Source organism: Ruegeria sp. BE9, assembly GCF_056538765.1.
Genome location: NZ_JBQFTS010000002.1, coordinates 577,696 through 593,051 on the forward strand (window position 1 = coordinate 577,696; position 15,356 = coordinate 593,051).

The window sequence follows — 15,356 nt, forward strand, 5'->3', positions numbered from 1 at the left end:
TTGCTGGTGTTCTTCGCTTATGCAGCGCCGTGATGCAAGCGCTTCATGTAACGATGAATTCGGTGTCTTAATCGCTAAGCGTGCCCAATTCCGGGGTTGCTGCGTGGGCTTCCTCGTCTGGCCAATTGGTCCGCCAGATTTCGGCCGACCAGTGGCCGCAGTGAACGGACGGGCGATCATAGCCGGGTAGGGGTGTTAGAAGGGGGGCGACGACCACATCGTGGCGGGGCACGGCGAAATAGGGGAAAGAATAGCGTTCTTTGCCCGAACGGTTAACTACGCGATGTGGAGTCGATTTCAGGCGACCACCTGACCATAGCTCCAACATGTCTCCGATGTTAACGATGAACCCGCCCTTGGGGCAATCAGGAGTGATCCAGCCTCCATCGCGGGTTTGCACCTCAAGTCCTCCCACGGGGTCAGGTGCGATGATCGTCAGCGCGTCAGTGTCCTTGTGGGGGTGGATGCCATATCCACCTTCGTCCGGTGCCTGGGGCGGGTAGTGCAGCAGGGTCATGTTGGTCATCGGATCGCGGAACGCATCGCGCAACTGGTGCTCCGGCAATTCAAGTCCGGTCTCGAGTGCTGCGAGCAGAACGTCCGCCACACCATCCAGCATCGTCCAGTAGTTCAGGATAACATCGCGCGCGTCCTGCACTTCGGTCGGCCAAAGATTTGGGCCGTAGAGTGGGCAGTCTTTGCGGATAGGGGCGTCTTGGCTGACCTCGTGGTGTAGTTTGTAACCTTCGTACTTGTCTGCCTTGCCCGAGCCGTCGTTGGGCGTGAAGAACCCCATTGGGATAAACCCACGATAGTTCTCGCGGGTGATGGCTTGCTGCCATTTGGAGTCTTCTTCGATGGCAAAGATAGTGCGTGAGGTGTTCCGCACTTCATCCACGGTTGCCTCGGGAATACCGGTGCCCGTGATCGACAAGAAGCCGATCTGAGTACAGGCCTCCATGATCTGCTGAACCGTTTTCTCGCGATCAGGGTGTCCAGCCTCTCTCAGAGGAGTGATATCGATTGTCGGGATATAATCCATCAGTGAATCCTGACGCCTTGACGGTCGAGTTCAGCATGAACGGGTGCAAGGTTCATGCTGTGAAGATCCTGATTGCTTTTCAACGACAGGGCTGCGGCAATACCCGCACCTTGCCCCATAACCGCGCAGCAAGCCATGTTGCGGGTCGCAGCGTGGGCCACTTTGTCCGCGCCGTGCGAGCGCCCGGCGACCAGCAGGCCCTTGATGCCTTTGGGCAGCATCGAGCGATAGGGCACCTGCATATACCGCCCAGTGGTCGGTAGGATCAGAATGCCATAACCGTCGATGAACTCGGGATAGATGCCGATCGTGTCCTCGAACCGGCCCTGATGGCGCGCGTCGTTTTCGGTCATGTTGTAGATCGCGTCTATCTTGCGTGTGTCACGGATGCCGATGGTCATGCCAAAATTCCGAAGACGTGCGTTTTCGCAACCGGGCATGTAGCGACGCAATGCTTCGATGGCCAACATGGACTGACGGCGGCCTTCGATCTCGCCGTGCGTCAGGCTGTCAGGGTCAGTGCCATCGATCTCGGCCAGATGGATGAGATTCATGTAAGTCAGCTCACCCGTGTCGTGCATCGCACCCCATGTGCCTGCGATGGTGTTCAGATGTGGCGGGATTAAACCCTCATCGATGGCCTGCTGGAACGGTTTCTTGACGAAAGGCGAGAACATGTCGTCCTCTTTCCCACTGGTCTCGATGTTCCATTCGCCACCGCCACCCCAATCTTTATAGGTCTGCGGGTCTGCTTTGACGCCCTCCATAAAGGCGCGTTTGTCGACACCTGCCAGGTGGAACATGACCGAAGCGGCCATCATATCTTCTTTTGCGGTTTTGTATGTGGGCGCACCTGCCCGGTGGGCCACATCGGCGTCGCCAGTAGCGTCGATTACGACCTTGGCCAGAATCGCCTCACGCCCGGCTTTGGATTCGGTGATGATGCCGGTGATCCGGTCACCATCCATAATCGGGGCGACGAATTGGCGGTGCAGCATCGGATGCACGCCGGCCTCTTCGACCAACTTGTCGGCGACCAGCTTGAAACCTTCGCTGTCCAACTCATAGCTGAGAGACTGGCTTTCGGGTACGGCTGCGCCCATGTCGTTGGCACGGGTTTCAAATTCCATACCGATGCCGCCCGCTTCAACCGTTTGTTCATGACGATACCAAGCGAACCCTTCGACGCCCACAGCAGTGATGTTACCACCCATGCAGCCGAAGCGATCGACCAGAGATACTTCGGCCCCTGCGCGCGCAGCCGCAAGTGCCGCAGCAAGTCCAGCAGGGCCGGACCCTACAACAAGAATGTCAGTTTGATGAACAACGGGGATTTGGCGGGCGGGTTCCTGAATAGTGTGCACTGGGACCTCCAGAGTATTTTGTTTCCGCTACCATCATGAAAGCTAACTGGCGGGTCAATCAAAAAACCGACTGACCAAGGGTCGCAAAATCACCAATGGCCGATTGCCCCCGGCGGGGCTTTGGAATAAGCAGCTTTTCAGTCGAATTCTCACCTTTGAAGGTCATACAATGCGCCTTAGCCGTTACTTTCTGCCCGTTCTCAAGGAAAACCCCTCCGAGGCCCAGATCGTCAGCCACCGGCTGATGCTGCGCGCCGGTATGATCAAGCAGGCCTCTGCCGGGATTTATTCGTGGCTGCCGCTTGGTTTTAAAGTCCTGCGTAAGCTGGAAAACATCGTGCATGAAGAGCAGGCCAAAGCAGGTCATATCGCGATCCAGATGCCGATCCTGCAATCGGCGGACCTGTGGCGCGAGTCCGGTCGCTACGACGACTATGGCCAAGAGATGCTGAGGATGCAGGACCGCCACGGTCGCGACATGCTCTATACGCCTACGGCCGAGGAACTGGTCACTGATATCTTCCGTGGTCATGTCAGCAGCTACAAAGACCTGCCGCTGACCCTGTACCAGATTCAGTGGAAATTCCGGGATGAGATCCGCCCCCGTTTCGGCGTGATGCGGGGCCGCGAGTTCTATATGAAGGACGGCTACAATTTCGACCTGACCAAAGAGGACGCACTGCATGCGTATAACCGTCACCTGGTCAGCTACCTGCGTACCTATGAGCGTATGGGCCTGCAGGCTATCCCGATGCGTGCGGATTCTGGGCCGATTGGTGGAGATGACACTCACGAGTTCCTGGTGCTTGCTGAAACTGGCGAATCCGAAGTTTTTTACGACAGTGCAGTCACCGATTTGACCTTTGGTGATCGTCAGATTGACTACGACGACCGGGCGCAATGTCAGGCCATTCTGGAAGAGTTCACTTCTAAATACGCCCGCACTGACGAAACTCATGACGAGGCTCTGTTCAACCAAGTGCCCGAGGAACGCCGCCGCGTGGCGCGTGGTATCGAAGTTGGTCAGATTTTCTACTTCGGAACCAAGTACTCCGAGGCGATGGGAGCAACGGTGCAAGGTCCCGATGGAAAGCCGGTTCCTGTCCACATGGGTAGCCATGGTATCGGTGTCAGTCGCCTGATTGGCGCAATCATCGAGGCCAGCCACGACGACAAAGGTATTATCTGGCCCGAAGGGGTAACTCCGTTCCATTGCGGCATCGTAAACCTCAAGCAGGGTGACGAAGAAGCCGACGCGGCCTGCGAAAAGCTCTACGGTGCTTTGACTGCCTTGGGACTTGAGCCTCTGTATGATGATCGTAACGAGCGCGCGGGCGGCAAATTCGCAACAATGGACCTGATTGGCTTGCCATGGCGCATCACCGTTGGTCCACGCGGCCTGAAAAACGGCGTCGTCGAGTTGACTTGCCGCCGAACCGGCGAAAGCGAAGAGCTGAGCCCCGAGGCCGCTGTTACCAAGATCGCTGAGATCTATGAGAACATCGCCTGATCAGGCCGACGCGCCATTAATTTCGGTCATCACTGCGACCCACAACCTGCTGTCCCAAGGGCGGCAGGATAGCTTTCGCGAAGTGATCGAGTGTATGGCGCGTCAAGGGTGCGATCAGGCTGAACATATTATTCAGGATGGCGCATCGACCGATGGCACGGTGGAATTCCTGAATGAGCTGACGGCCAATGTCGCGCGTACACGGGTTGTGAGCGAACCGGACGCGAACCTCTATGACGCGATGAACAAGGGCGCGCAGGTTGCACGTGGACAGTACCTGTTGTTCCTGAACTCGGATGATTCACTGGCATCGGACGATATTCTGAATGTTGCAGCTAAGCAGTTGACCACGAACAAGCCCGATTTCTTGTACGGTTCTACGCTACGCCGTTACGAGGACGGATCGGAAACACGCGAAAAGCGGATGTCACTTACAGCGATACTGCAACGGATGCCGTTCTGTCATAACTCTGTCTTTCTGAAGCGAGAGATGTTTCTGGCGCTGGGCTGTCACGATACACAGTTTCGTGTTGCCGCCGACTATGACCTGATGCTGCGGATGTTGTCCGAAGGATACCGTGGCGAACGCATCGATGCACCGATTTCACTGTTTTGGGGCAGGGGGGCATCAGAGGACGATACCAAGACCGGTCAGGATTACGCTCGGGTCTGGGAAAAGCACTACGCCGATTTCAGGTCTGCCCAATCTCTGACACATGAAGATTTTTTGGGATTTTATCGACGCGGCCACATGCCGACCAAACTTATCCTGGAACAGTTATTCCGGTCCGGAACATCCGATGCAATTAATGCCGCTGCACGGCACAGCCTTTGGAAAAGCGTACGTCGGTCCGTTCAGTTCTGGCGCAGTTTCTAAGCGCTACCTACCGAAGGGCGTGCTGTCAGGATATCTCCATCCGCTTCATTGCCTCGGGCTACGACGATCGGTCGACCTAGGCGGCGGACGAGTTCTTTGAACTCAAACCCCAGGAACTTTAGCCCGCAAACCCGGTTGCCGGTCGCGCGGTCTGTGACACAAAGCCGTCCTTTGCGGAAGGCAAGGCGATACCCTTTTTCCCTTAGGACTTCGGCAAGACTGCTCCAGCTTGCGGCGCTGGAAAACACCGGCCTTATCGCGGCGCGCAGCAAGGCTGCGGATTCGCAATCTAATTCTGAAGAAGCAGTACGGGCCGAAATTGTGCGCCCTATATTATTTTCAAATTGAATACTCATGAGCGACCCCCGCTCTAAAATGTATTCCCCCTCATGTAGAGTGACAAAATTTCGCAGAATATGCAAAACACGAAATAATCTTGCGTGCAGAAGTGTTGTAATTTGAGTTCAGTACACCAAATCTAACCCACATTGATTTCATAAATGAAACAATAGCCGGTTGTCTGTGAATGGGGTCACAACCAAGGGTTCAGGTCGCTTATTCGTGATCTCCCTAAATGAGAAGGCGACCAATTTGTAACGATGCACACCGTTTCGTCATTGCAAGTGATTCGCGGTTAAATTGACATTAACCAATTTGATGATACATCGACGCAAACATCGAGAGGACGGCGCTTTGCTAAGTTTCACAACGGTTGTGTACTCCAAGGATTACCCCTTGTTGGAACTACAGGCGATGTCTTTCGCCCGCTTTGTTGATCCCGCTAGTGTTGCTTCGATTCATGTGATCATGAACGACATTGATGAACCGGGACTGCGCGCGAAAATCGAGCCTCTTATGGATGCCTACGGTCCATTGAAATCGAAGGTCGAACTGATCAGCGGCGATGATGTTCTGTTGGGCGCTGACCATTGTGCGCGTCGAACTGTGATGGACCAACTGCTTATCGAAAACCGCTATCGCATTCCTGGAATCCGAAAAGGCGGCTGGCGCGGAAACAACGGCTACCGGATGCAGCAGGTGCTGAAGATGGGCGCAGCCCGTGTCGCAGCCTCTGAGCACATGGTCATACTCGACGCTAAAAACGTGTTTCTGCGTACTTTCGAAGAGTCAGAGTTCTTTTCGCCATCAGGCGCAGCGCGCATTCCGTTTATCGGGATTCAAACCGACTTTCACAAACGCTGGCTGTGCGAAAGCCTAGATGCGCTGAATGTGCCCCACCCAAACCTGAGCCAATTGCAAACAACGACGTTTTCAACTCCGTTCCCGGTTTGCCGTTCGCTTGTTCTTGCGCTGCTGGATGAAATCAACGAGCGCTATGGCTCGGTTCAGTCGCTCTATGGATCGCGTCGACGCCCGTCTGAGTTCATGCTGATGAATGCCTTTTGTCTGAAGTCCCCGGAAGGGTACGGCCCGTGGTTTGAGCGTGCGACCAACTGGAACGTAGGATTGTGGCCTTCATATTCTGCGGAAAAGCTGGCGTCGCAAGTGGCGCAGCTGGACCATCCGAGCTCGCTGTCTTTGGGGCTTCATAACCGCGCTTTGTCTATCCTGCCCGGTGATCTGCGTGACCGTCTGTTCCAAGAGCTGGAGACACGCGGTGTTTGCGAACGATCCCACGCCGAGGATGTTCTGATCAGAACGGCGACTTTGACAGGCTGACAACCGGGTTGACCATCCGGCGAAATGCCGAAAAGGTCGCGTCGAATTTAGACATCCGGAGCAGGCATGGCAAAAACTCCCTCGCCCTTTGCCCTTTTTGAATGGAAGATCGCTTGGCGATACCTGCGAGCGCGCCGCGCCGAAGGTGGTGTAAGCGTGATGACATGGATTTCACTGATAGGCATCACGCTGGCCGTATTTGCGCTGATCGCCACTTTGGCTGTTCGGTCTGGCTTTCGGTCCGAGTTTGTTGGGACCATTCTTGGGGCCAATGCGCATGTCACGGTTTATTCTGCCGGAAACTTCGACGCTCAGGGTCGATTGGACCGGACGATCGCGGATTATGACGGGGTCGCGGACCGCATCGCACAGGTGCCCGGAGTAGAGCGCGCCGCGCCTTTAGTAAAAGGGCAAGTTCTGATCACCAATCGGGAACGCAGCAGCGGGGTGGAAGTCTTTGGCATTCAGCCGGACGATTTGATGGATCTGCCGGGCGTAGCCCAAAGCGAGCAGGCTGCGGGCGATCTGTCCCTGTTTCAGAACGGCGAAGACGTGGTTGCGATAGGCTCGGGCGTAGCTCGCAGCATCGGTGCGACGGTGGGCGATGTGGTCAAGCTTACCTCGCCCAATGGGGTCAAAACACCCATGGGCGTCTCACCACGGGTGAATGCATATCGAGTGGTCTACGTGTTTTCGGCTGGTCGTTACGATATTGACCGGACACGCGTTTATATGCCGTTCGAACAAGCGCAGAGCTTTTTCAATCGCGAAGGCGTTGCCGACGAAATCGAGGTGATGGTGGAAAACCCCGAGGACCTAACCCCTATCCTTATTCCGATACTCGAGGCCGCGGGTGAGCGTAGCCAGATCTGGACCTGGCAGGATGCTTCCGGAGGGTTCCTGCGCGCTCTTGAAGTCGAAGACAACGTTATGTTCATAATCCTGTCGATCCTCGTTCTGATCGCTGCGATGAACATCGTGTCAGGTCTGATCATGCTGGTTAAGAACAAGGGGCGGGATATCGGCATTCTGCGCACCATTGGACTAAGTGAAGGCTCGGTCCTTCGGGTGTTCTTCATCTGCGGCGCGTTTACGGGCATCCTTGGTACTGTGATGGGCGTCGTTCTGGGTTGCCTGTTCGCAATCTACATAGACCCGATTTTCTCATTCGTGAACTTCGTCATGGGCGGCGGAGTTTGGGACCCGTCAATCCGCGGCATCTACGCTCTACCGGCAGAGTTACACCTGTCCGATGTTCTAAAGGCGGTAGGGTTGTCTCTGGGCTTGTCCTTCTTTGTCACCTATTTCCCAGCTCGTCGCGCGGCGCGGCTGAATCCCGTTGAGGCACTACGCTATGAATGAAGTGACAATGCGGCTGAGTGGTTTGGCCAAAACCTATCTCAAAGGCACGCCGGGTGAGGTGCAGGTGCTGCGTGGTGTGGACCTGGAGTTGCGCGCAGGGGAGGCCGTGGCCTTGGTTGCGCCGTCAGGGGCGGGTAAATCGACCCTTCTGCATATTGCTGGCCTTCTCGATACGCCCGATGTTGGTACGGTTGAAATTGCGGGCCAAAGTGTTTCTGGCAAAGGCGATCGCACCAGGACCGCCCTGCGGAGACAGGACGTCGGCTTTGTCTACCAGTTCCATCACTTGTTGCCTGAATTCACGGCACTAGAGAATATAACACTTCCTCAATTGGCAAACGGCGTATCCGAAAAAGCCGCTCAAGAGCGGGCGATGCAATTACTGGATCGTGTCGGAGTCGCAGCGCGCGCCAAACACCGTCCGGCAGCTTTGTCCGGGGGTGAACAACAGCGTGTCGCCTTCTGCCGTGCACTGGCAAACAAGCCCCGGGTTCTTTTGGCTGATGAGCCGACAGGTAACCTGGATCCGGAAACGTCGGATCAGGTGTTCGACGCGCTGATGGCTCTGGTGCGGGATGAAGGCCTTTCGGCCCTTATCGCCACGCATAACATGGACCTGGCCTCAAGGATGGATCGCAAGCTTCGACTGGACGGCGGAATGCTCAAGCCAGTTGAGTAATTGCAACCCCAGCGGCCATTACAGCGATCCCTCCAGCGCGAATCCATGTGAGCGGTGTAACCTGAGCGCCAAACAGGCCAAAGTGGTCAATGGCTGCGGTGCTGATCAACTGACCCAGTAGAACAAAGAACACAGCGTTGCCGACGCCGAAATGGGGGGCGACATGGGTGATCGACAATACATAAAACGCGATCAGGACCCCCGCCAACAATAGGTGTTTCGGGGCTTGTGCGACTTTTGACAAAGCCCCGAGGCCGGGAAAGAACAACATGACCAGCGCCGACGCTCCGAATGCGATGGCAAACAAAACGACTGCCGCCGTCGTTGGTGAGCCGATCATTCTGCCCAGTGCGGCGTTTAGGGCCGCGAGGATCGGAACTCCAATTCCAGCGGCCAGCATTATTGCTGCGTATTGGGTCATTGCCTGCGTCCTCCAACTTCGTTGATCTGGATCATTGCGCCATGCTGTTCGTCCGGCAACCCTGCAATTGTCAATCGTGACAGGAGGATGCGATGATCAAACCGCTGCTAAGTGCTGTTTCAATCGGAATTGTGGCTATGGGTTCTCAGGTTGCCGCGCAGGACGTCGAGACCGGGGCCGAGTTGTACCAGCACTATTGCGCAACATGTCATGGGATCGATGCTACAGGGCAAGGCCCGATGGCGGGGGTGCTAGTTATCCAGCCGGTGGATTTGACCAAGTTGGCGGACGATGACGGCGTATTTCCAACTGCACGGGTCGTCGCGCGGATCGATGGGCGTGATCCCCTGGTAAGCCATGGCAGCCCAATGCCGGTGTACGGGCCGTACTTCGATGGTCAGGACACCTCCATGAAAACGCCCGATGGCCAACCTATCCTGACAAGTCAGCCAATTGTCGACTTGGTTGCTTATTTAGAAACGCTGCAGGGAACCTAGCCCTTAACGGCAGATACCGTCGATTTCGGCTTCGGCCCATGGTATCACGATATCCCTTTCGCGCCGGTTTTGCGGTAGTGGCGAGAGGTCGAAATGTTCCCCGAGCATAGTGTGCAGACGTTGAGTCCGAGGGGCGGCCGGATCCAGCGCGCGGCAGCACACATATTCCTCTACGATCGCACCTTGTTGTTCGTATCCGTAAGATAGGAAATCAGATGAGGTTTCGATGTCGAACAAATAGGGGTCTTTGTTGCCACCGTGTTCGGCCGCGGCGCGCAAGGGGTGGTACCCGGTGGTTTTCCGATTCTGCCATTGCCAAACGTGAGTCAATTCATGGGCCAACAGCATTGCTGCGAGCAGGTTCATCTGTTCCGGGAAGTCGGACATGTAGTCTTCGAGATACCAGTCTTCGGTGAAATACACTTTGTTGAACAACGCGACGGCGGCGGGTGTCGCGGTGACTATGCCTTCTTCGGATGGTGGTAGAATGCGTTCGCGGCAGGCCAGGCGCGGGCGGGACTTGCGATAAAAGGTGATCGGCGCAACAGGAGCACCCTCGACCAAGCGAACCCGATCCAGGTTCAAGGTGTCGCCCTGAACATCGCTTGCGAAAAAGCGCTCTTGCTCCGTCAGCGGACGACCGCAAGAGGCGAGTAGAAAAAGAGACATCATCAAAATGCGGAGCGTCATAGGCAAAGCCTAATACGAAGCAACCAACCTGCAACCTGTTTTCACAGGCTCATTGCTAAAACCCGGCTGATTTCAGTTAGGGACCGGCCAGATTGATCCATCCAAGTGTTGAATGCGTTCTGTACAGCCAGCATCGCTTTTTTAGAAGTCGGAGCCTTATCGATCACACCTTCTGCGATCAACCGGGCGGTGACATCTTGCGAAAGGATGAAACTGTCCCGCCCTGCGAATCTCATGGCGTACTGGGCCGAGGCTCCGCCAAGTCTTGAACCACGCTTGGCCAGCATTGCCAGCAAGCCGATATAGTCGGTCGAAGGCCAGCCTCCAAGAACGTGACCTGCGCCACCTTCGTCCCGGAGCTCTAGAAGAAAGGCAGCATTATCTCGAACCGCCGCAATTTTCGTGCCGTTTCTCACAATCCGAGTATCCTGCAACAAGGCGTCGAATTTTTCATCGTCCATGAAGGCACAACGCCCGACGTCGAAGCCGTCAAAGGCGGTTTCGAAACCGTCCCATTTGGATTCTATGACCTTCCAATTAAAACCAGCCTGAAAAATACACTTGGTTATGATGGAGAGCCAACGGTCATCTGAAATTGCCTCCAGCTCCGTTATGCTTTTGGGTTTGCTTAGCTTTTTGTCTAGCGCTTCCGGACCTCCGTGTCGGTTGGCTGCCATTGTGAAAATTTCATCGAAATGATGCATGTGTTGCGTCCTCCGTCCGCAGATTTGCCGCAAGCGAGTGGCGTTGCAAGGACTGGTTCCAATAGAAATCACGCCTTTCTAGCCCCGTAGAAACGAGGGTGACGCTGAAAAACTGACAAAAACCACAAAGAAATGCTCGACAAATCAAGGGAATTTGATGGATGATTGACTCGTCAATCAAGATTCCGCTTGAGAACAACATGACAAACATGGTCGGCGGAAAATTTGTACGGCGTAGCGGGGGGGAGACGTAGGTTTCGCGATATGGTGGTGGATCCCACCTTTTCTCGAACTGTTCACTTTCCTTTTCCGGCTAACTTTGTGCATGTTGCGACATGGTATTGTCATCCGACATGCCCTCCGGGGTGTTTACAGCCCTCGGGGTGGCAAAAACAAAACAAGACAGGGAGAATGTCGATGAAAAAACTCAGTGTAAGCCTGTTGGCTATGGCTGTCGCCAGCTCCGCCTATGCAGCCGACATGGGCGCGGTGGACGAACCGATCAAGCTTGCGATCAATGAATGGACCGGCCAGCATGTAACCACGCATGTCGCGGGCGAAATGCTGAAGGCTGCGGGTTACAACGTCGAGTACGTGACCGCGGGTATGATGAACCAGTTCCAGGCGCTGGCTGATGGTGACATCGATGCGACGCTGGAAATCTGGTCGTCGAACGTTTCGGACGAATACGCCAAGAAAATCGACGAGGGCACCGTTGTCGAGATCGGCGATCTGGGTCTGGATGCCAAAGAAGGTATCGCTTACCCGGCGCACGTCGCTGATCTGTGCCCGGGCCTGCCCGCATGGGAAGCGCTAAAGGACTGTGCTCAGGTATTCGCAACAGCGGAAACACTGCCCGGTGGCCGTCTGGTCGACTATCCGGCTGACTGGGGTACGCCTGGTGCCGACCGTATGACCGGTCTTGAGCTTCCCTTCAAAGCGGTTCCTGCAGGTTCCGAAGGTGCCCTGATCGCCGAACTGCGTGCTTCGACCGAGCGTAAATCGCCGCTGCTGATCACCTTCTGGCAACCTCATTGGGCGATGTCGGCTTATGACGTTCAGTTCGTTGAGCTGCCCGCAGGCGAAGAGGCGTGCTTTACCGATCCGGCATGGGGCCCGAACCCGAACGCTGTGAACGATTGCGACTTCTCGCCCTCGCGCATCTTCAAAGCCAGCTGGAGTGGCATGGAAGACAAGTGGCCGGCTGCTTACGAGATCCTGACCAACTATCAGCTGGCGGTCGAAGACCAGCAGCCGATGATGGGCGCTATCGACGTCGATGGCGGTTCGGTTGAAGAGGTCGTCGCGGCATGGATGGCCGAGAACGAAGGCAAGTGGCGTCCGGTCGTTGACGCGGCAACTCAGTGAGCCCTCTTAAGTGACTGACGCAAATACGCCAGCCATCGCCTGTCAGAGTCTCTGGCAGGTGTTTGGCCCCGGCGCTGAGAAAGCCCTGACCGACGCGTTGGCTCGGTCAGGGAATGACGCCGACAAAGCCGCCACCGATCTGCGCGAAAACGGGTTTATCCCGGCTGTTCAGGACGCCAATTTCGAAGTCAAAGAAGGCGAGCTTTTCGTCATCATGGGCCTTTCGGGATCGGGAAAATCCACGCTAATCCGCTGTATCTCGCAACTGCTGCCCGGCACGGGTGGCGAGATTCGTGTGGATGGTGAGAACGTAATTGGCGCATCAAAGAAAACTCTGACCGAACTGCGGCGCAAAAAGCTGGGCATGGTGTTCCAGCACTTTGGTCTGTTTCCCCACATGACCGTTGCTGAAAACGTAGCTTATCCGCTGCGTGTGCAAGGCGTGGGTAAAAAAGAACGTCTGGCTCGCGCGCAGGAAGTGATCTCTCTGGTCGGTCTGGAAGGGCGCGAGGATAGCTTCCCTCGTCAGCTCTCGGGCGGTCAACGCCAGCGTGTGGGGATCGCCCGCAGTCTGGCTGTGAACCCCGATATCTGGTTTCTGGACGAGCCGTTCTCGGCGCTCGATCCACTGATCCGTCGCCAGTTGCAGGATGAGTTCCTACGCATTCAAGCGACGTTGAAGAAATCCATCGTATTCATCACGCACGATATTCAAGAAGCGTTGAAGCTGGCGGACCGTATCGCAATCATGCGTGACGGAAAGATCGTTCAGATCGGGACGCCGACGGATATCGTTCTGCGCCCGGTCGATGACTATGTGCGCGAGTTCTCGAAGGACGTCGCCAAGGGGCAGCATGCCAAGGTTGCCTCGGTCATGCGCGATGACTCTGAACGTGGTCCCGATGATCCGGGGCTGACCACTTCGATGACGCTGGACGCGGCTCTGGCCCATTGCATGGAACTGTATGAACCAGTGCCAGTTCGCGATGAGGCAGGGAACATCGTGGGCACCGTTCATCCGTCTGACCTGGCCGCAGCGTTGCAGGTGGAAGAGACATGACTGCCGTCACAGACATTCCTGCGCAGACTCGGCTGACGGTAGGGGCCAAAGCGGCGCTGATCACAGTTGTAGTTGGCGCGCTTTGTTTGGCGCTTGAGGGCGTGGCCCCGTGGCTGGTCAAATGGCCAACCGGGTGGGAGCTGCCTGCCACGCAATGGGTTGGAGCATTCCTCGATTGGTTTTTGAACGGCATCAAACCAGCGATGCGACTGTTTTCCGATCTGATGACCTACCCGATGGATGCGGCTAATTTTGTTCTAGCAAACACGCCGTGGCCCATTCTGATTGGTCTGGTAACGGCGCTGGGGTGGTACTTGGGCGGCCTTCCAATGGCGGCGCTTGGGTTCTTTGGGCTTAGCTTCGTTCTGGCCTCGGGCTATTGGGCCGAGAGTATGAACACGCTGGCGCTGGTTGCCGTTTCCGTGCCGGTCGCGTTGATAGTCGGCGGCGGCATTGGCATCCTCGCCAACGAAGTGCCGCGCGTGAAGTCATTTGTGCAGGCTGTTTTGGATGTCATGCAGACTGTACCGACCTTCGCCTATCTGACGCCTTTGTTGCTACTATTCGGATTTGGTCCCGTCGTGGGTCTGATCGCCTCGGCCATTTACGCGGCGCCGCCAATGGCGCGCAACGTAATGTTGGGGCTTGAGCGCGTTGAATCCGAGATCAAAGAAGCGGCCATCATGTCTGGTGGCACTCGGTTCCAACAGCTGTTTCAGGTCGAAATCCCCGCCGCGGCCACGCAGATCATGGTTGGTGTAAACCAATGTCTGATGGCAGCACTGTCGATGGTCATCATTGCCGCCGTTATCGGCGGGTTCAACGATATCGGCTGGGAAGTGCTGCTGACTATGCGCAAGGCGCAGTTTGGTGAGTCACTGATGGCTGGTTTGGTCATCGTTGTTTTCGCCGTCGTCATCGACCGGATGAGCGGCACTCTGGCCACCGAACGCAAGCGCTATGACCAACGCGTTGTCTGGGCGGTTCTGGGCTTTACTGTCCTGTTCACCGCTGCCTTCTGGGCTTGGCTGCCGAACCCTTCGGAATTGACCCTGCTGGACCCCTTCGCTGAGGCGGTCGACAGTGGCCTGACCGCATTCACGCAAAACAACGGTCCTTGGCTGGATGCGCTTAAGAACAACTCTCTGTTCTATGTGCTCTTGCCTTTGCGGATCGGTTTGGATCAGGCCGTTCTGCCTTTCACATGGGGTTTCCAGTGGACGCCCGGCATGAGCTATGGCCTCTTTGCCGCAGCTGCCGTGATCGCTGCGCTGATGGCGTGGCGTGGTCACCTGACCGGTGGGCTGGTCGTTCTGATCCTGATCGGAATGCTTGAAACCGGTATAGCGAACCTGCCATGGCCTTTCGTCCTGACCGGGGCCGCTGCGCTCAGCTACGTGGCAGGAGGCTGGCGTCTGGCTGCCCTGTCGGTTGGGTTGCTCTGTACGATCCTCGTGTCCGGTCTGTGGGAACGTGCCTTGCTGTCGCTTTATCTTAGTGGCGCGGCCGTATTCTCTTGTGCAGTGGTTGGCGGCTTGATCGGTCTGGCTAGTGCAGTTTGGGAGCCGGTTTGGAAAGTTGTACGCCCGATCTGTGACATGCTGCAGACGATCCCTCTGTTCGTGTTCCTGATCCCGGTTCTGATGGTGTTCCAGATTGGTGAGTTCTCGGCCTTTCTGGCGATTTGCGCCTATGCGATCGTTCCGATGATCCGCTACACGCGGCACGGGCTGGTGAATACGCCGGAAGAGATGATGGAGGCCGCCATTTCCAGCGGCGCGACCGAGTGGCAAATCATGCGCGACGTTCGTGCGCCTTATGCGGCTCCGACCATCCTGCTGGGGCTGAACCAAACCATCCTTTATGCCTTTGCGATGCTGGTGATCGCTGCGCTCATCGGGACCACCGGTCTGGGCCAGTCGATTTATCTGGCACTGGGGCAGGCAGATGTTGGTCTGGGCATCTCGGCCGGGGCAGCGATGGCCATACTTGCACTGATCGCCGACCGAATGGTGCAAGGGTTTGCTGAAGAGCGCCGTAAGGCGCTGGGCTTGTAAAACGGGGTAGGGGCGGTTCATCCGCCCCTTTTACCCAACTTGACT

15 protein-coding genes are annotated in these 15,356 nt (G+C 56.3%); 9 read left to right on the top strand and 6 right to left on the bottom strand.

The features are described from left to right. Positions 1 to 67 precede the first annotated feature (67 nt). Both ACR0EO_RS09480 and ACR0EO_RS09485 read right to left on the bottom strand, forming a co-directional pair. Positions 68 to 1,042 (bottom strand): isopenicillin N synthase family dioxygenase, encoded by a 975-nt coding sequence (locus tag ACR0EO_RS09480; RefSeq protein WP_480689238.1) that lies wholly within the window; start codon positions 1,040 to 1,042, stop codon positions 68 to 70. Then, the gene (locus ACR0EO_RS09485; RefSeq protein WP_480689240.1) at positions 1,042 to 2,406 is read right to left on the bottom strand and encodes an FAD-dependent oxidoreductase; all 1,365 of its coding nucleotides are present in this window, start codon (positions 2,404 to 2,406) and stop codon (positions 1,042 to 1,044) included. Before ACR0EO_RS09485 ends, ACR0EO_RS09480 begins: the two co-directional genes overlap by 1 nt. A 169-nt stretch (positions 2,407 to 2,575) precedes the next feature. On the opposite strand from ACR0EO_RS09485, the gene proS reads away from it, so the two are divergent. Next, entirely contained in the window at positions 2,576 to 3,916 is a 1,341-nt protein-coding gene (gene proS / locus ACR0EO_RS09490; protein ID WP_480689242.1) for a proline--tRNA ligase, read from the top strand. Continuing rightward, on the top strand, positions 3,900 to 4,793 hold the full coding sequence (locus ACR0EO_RS09495; protein ID WP_480689244.1) for a glycosyltransferase family 2 protein: 894 nt from the start codon (positions 3,900 to 3,902) through the stop codon (positions 4,791 to 4,793). Before proS ends, ACR0EO_RS09495 begins: the two co-directional genes overlap by 17 nt. On the opposite strand, the gene ACR0EO_RS09500 is transcribed toward ACR0EO_RS09495, so the two are convergent. Then, complete coding sequence (locus ACR0EO_RS09500) at positions 4,790 to 5,149, bottom strand: hypothetical protein (RefSeq protein WP_480689246.1); 360 nt, start codon at positions 5,147 to 5,149, stop codon at positions 4,790 to 4,792. The genes ACR0EO_RS09495 and ACR0EO_RS09500 overlap by 4 nt on opposite strands. A 337-nt stretch (positions 5,150 to 5,486) precedes the next feature. On the opposite strand from ACR0EO_RS09500, the gene ACR0EO_RS09505 reads away from it, so the two are divergent. The 3 genes from ACR0EO_RS09505 to ACR0EO_RS09515 all read left to right on the top strand — a co-directional run bounded on the left by ACR0EO_RS09505 (position 5,487) and on the right by ACR0EO_RS09515 (position 8,514). Beyond that, positions 5,487 to 6,473 (top strand): DUF6492 family protein, encoded by a 987-nt coding sequence (locus tag ACR0EO_RS09505; RefSeq protein WP_480689248.1) that lies wholly within the window; start codon positions 5,487 to 5,489, stop codon positions 6,471 to 6,473. A 66-nt stretch (positions 6,474 to 6,539) separates the two neighbouring features. After that, positions 6,540 to 7,835 (top strand): lipoprotein-releasing ABC transporter permease subunit, encoded by a 1,296-nt coding sequence (locus ACR0EO_RS09510; RefSeq protein WP_480689250.1) that lies wholly within the window; start codon positions 6,540 to 6,542, stop codon positions 7,833 to 7,835. After that, positions 7,828 to 8,514, top strand: a complete 687-nt coding sequence (locus ACR0EO_RS09515) for an ABC transporter ATP-binding protein (RefSeq protein WP_480689252.1) — start codon at positions 7,828 to 7,830, stop codon at positions 8,512 to 8,514. Before ACR0EO_RS09510 ends, ACR0EO_RS09515 begins: the two co-directional genes overlap by 8 nt. Here the strand turns inward: ACR0EO_RS09515 and ACR0EO_RS09520 are convergent. Beyond that, the gene (locus ACR0EO_RS09520) at positions 8,498 to 8,935 is read right to left on the bottom strand and encodes a DMT family transporter (protein WP_480689254.1); all 438 of its coding nucleotides are present in this window, start codon (positions 8,933 to 8,935) and stop codon (positions 8,498 to 8,500) included. The two genes, ACR0EO_RS09515 and ACR0EO_RS09520, sit on opposite strands and share 17 nt — an antisense overlap. 92 nt (positions 8,936 to 9,027) lie before the next feature. Between ACR0EO_RS09520 and ACR0EO_RS09525 the strand changes: the two genes are divergently transcribed. Further along, on the top strand, positions 9,028 to 9,432 hold the full coding sequence (locus ACR0EO_RS09525) for a c-type cytochrome (protein ID WP_480689256.1): 405 nt from the start codon (positions 9,028 to 9,030) through the stop codon (positions 9,430 to 9,432). A 3-nt stretch (positions 9,433 to 9,435) separates the two neighbouring features. Here the strand turns inward: ACR0EO_RS09525 and ACR0EO_RS09530 are convergent, their stop codons facing one another. Beyond that, positions 9,436 to 10,122: a hypothetical protein gene (locus ACR0EO_RS09530; protein ID WP_480689258.1), complete on the bottom strand. Its 687-nt coding sequence runs from the start codon at positions 10,120 to 10,122 to the stop codon at positions 9,436 to 9,438. 41 nt (positions 10,123 to 10,163) lie between these two features. Next, positions 10,164 to 10,826 carry a DNA-3-methyladenine glycosylase I gene (locus ACR0EO_RS09535; RefSeq protein WP_480689260.1) on the bottom strand — a complete coding sequence of 221 codons (663 nt, stop codon included), beginning with the start codon at positions 10,824 to 10,826 and terminating at the stop codon, positions 10,164 to 10,166. A 417-nt stretch (positions 10,827 to 11,243) separates the two neighbouring features. On the opposite strand from ACR0EO_RS09535, the gene ACR0EO_RS09540 reads away from it, so the two are divergent. Genes ACR0EO_RS09540 through ACR0EO_RS09550 form a run of 3 tightly spaced genes read left to right on the top strand, consistent with a single transcriptional unit; the run spans position 11,244 to position 15,311 of the window. Beyond that, positions 11,244 to 12,194, top strand: a complete 951-nt coding sequence (locus ACR0EO_RS09540; protein WP_480689262.1) for an ABC transporter substrate-binding protein — start codon at positions 11,244 to 11,246, stop codon at positions 12,192 to 12,194. Between the two features lie 10 nt (positions 12,195 to 12,204). Beyond that, positions 12,205 to 13,254, top strand: coding sequence for a quaternary amine ABC transporter ATP-binding protein (locus ACR0EO_RS09545; protein WP_480689264.1), 1,050 nt, complete (start codon positions 12,205 to 12,207; stop codon positions 13,252 to 13,254). Next, positions 13,251 to 15,311 carry an ABC transporter permease gene (locus ACR0EO_RS09550; RefSeq protein ID WP_480689266.1) on the top strand — a complete coding sequence of 687 codons (2,061 nt, stop codon included), beginning with the start codon at positions 13,251 to 13,253 and terminating at the stop codon, positions 15,309 to 15,311. Before ACR0EO_RS09545 ends, ACR0EO_RS09550 begins: the two co-directional genes overlap by 4 nt. Positions 15,312 to 15,356: the final 45 nt, after the last annotated feature.

Excerpts from the sequence above, each read along its gene's own strand:
- ACR0EO_RS09495 (WP_480689244.1), top strand. The coding sequence starts at position 3,900 with ATGAGAACATCGCCTGATCAGGCCGACGCGCCATTAATTTCGGTCATC.
- ACR0EO_RS09550 (WP_480689266.1), top strand. The coding sequence starts at position 13,251 with ATGACTGCCGTCACAGACATTCCTGCGCAGACTCGGCTGACGGTAGGG.
- ACR0EO_RS09500 (WP_480689246.1), bottom strand. The coding sequence starts at position 5,149 with ATGAGTATTCAATTTGAAAATAATATAGGGCGCACAATTTCGGCCCGT.
- ACR0EO_RS09480 (WP_480689238.1), bottom strand. The coding sequence starts at position 1,042 with ATGGATTATATCCCGACAATCGATATCACTCCTCTGAGAGAGGCTGGA.
- ACR0EO_RS09540 (WP_480689262.1), top strand. The coding sequence starts at position 11,244 with ATGAAAAAACTCAGTGTAAGCCTGTTGGCTATGGCTGTCGCCAGCTCC.
- ACR0EO_RS09530 (WP_480689258.1), bottom strand. The coding sequence starts at position 10,122 with ATGACGCTCCGCATTTTGATGATGTCTCTTTTTCTACTCGCCTCTTGC.
- ACR0EO_RS09515 (WP_480689252.1), top strand. The coding sequence starts at position 7,828 with ATGAATGAAGTGACAATGCGGCTGAGTGGTTTGGCCAAAACCTATCTC.
- ACR0EO_RS09510 (WP_480689250.1), top strand. The coding sequence starts at position 6,540 with ATGGCAAAAACTCCCTCGCCCTTTGCCCTTTTTGAATGGAAGATCGCT.
- ACR0EO_RS09520 (WP_480689254.1), bottom strand. The coding sequence starts at position 8,935 with ATGACCCAATACGCAGCAATAATGCTGGCCGCTGGAATTGGAGTTCCG.
- ACR0EO_RS09535 (WP_480689260.1), bottom strand. The coding sequence starts at position 10,826 with ATGCATCATTTCGATGAAATTTTCACAATGGCAGCCAACCGACACGGA.
- ACR0EO_RS09525 (WP_480689256.1), top strand. The coding sequence starts at position 9,028 with ATGATCAAACCGCTGCTAAGTGCTGTTTCAATCGGAATTGTGGCTATG.
- proS (WP_480689242.1), top strand. The coding sequence starts at position 2,576 with ATGCGCCTTAGCCGTTACTTTCTGCCCGTTCTCAAGGAAAACCCCTCC.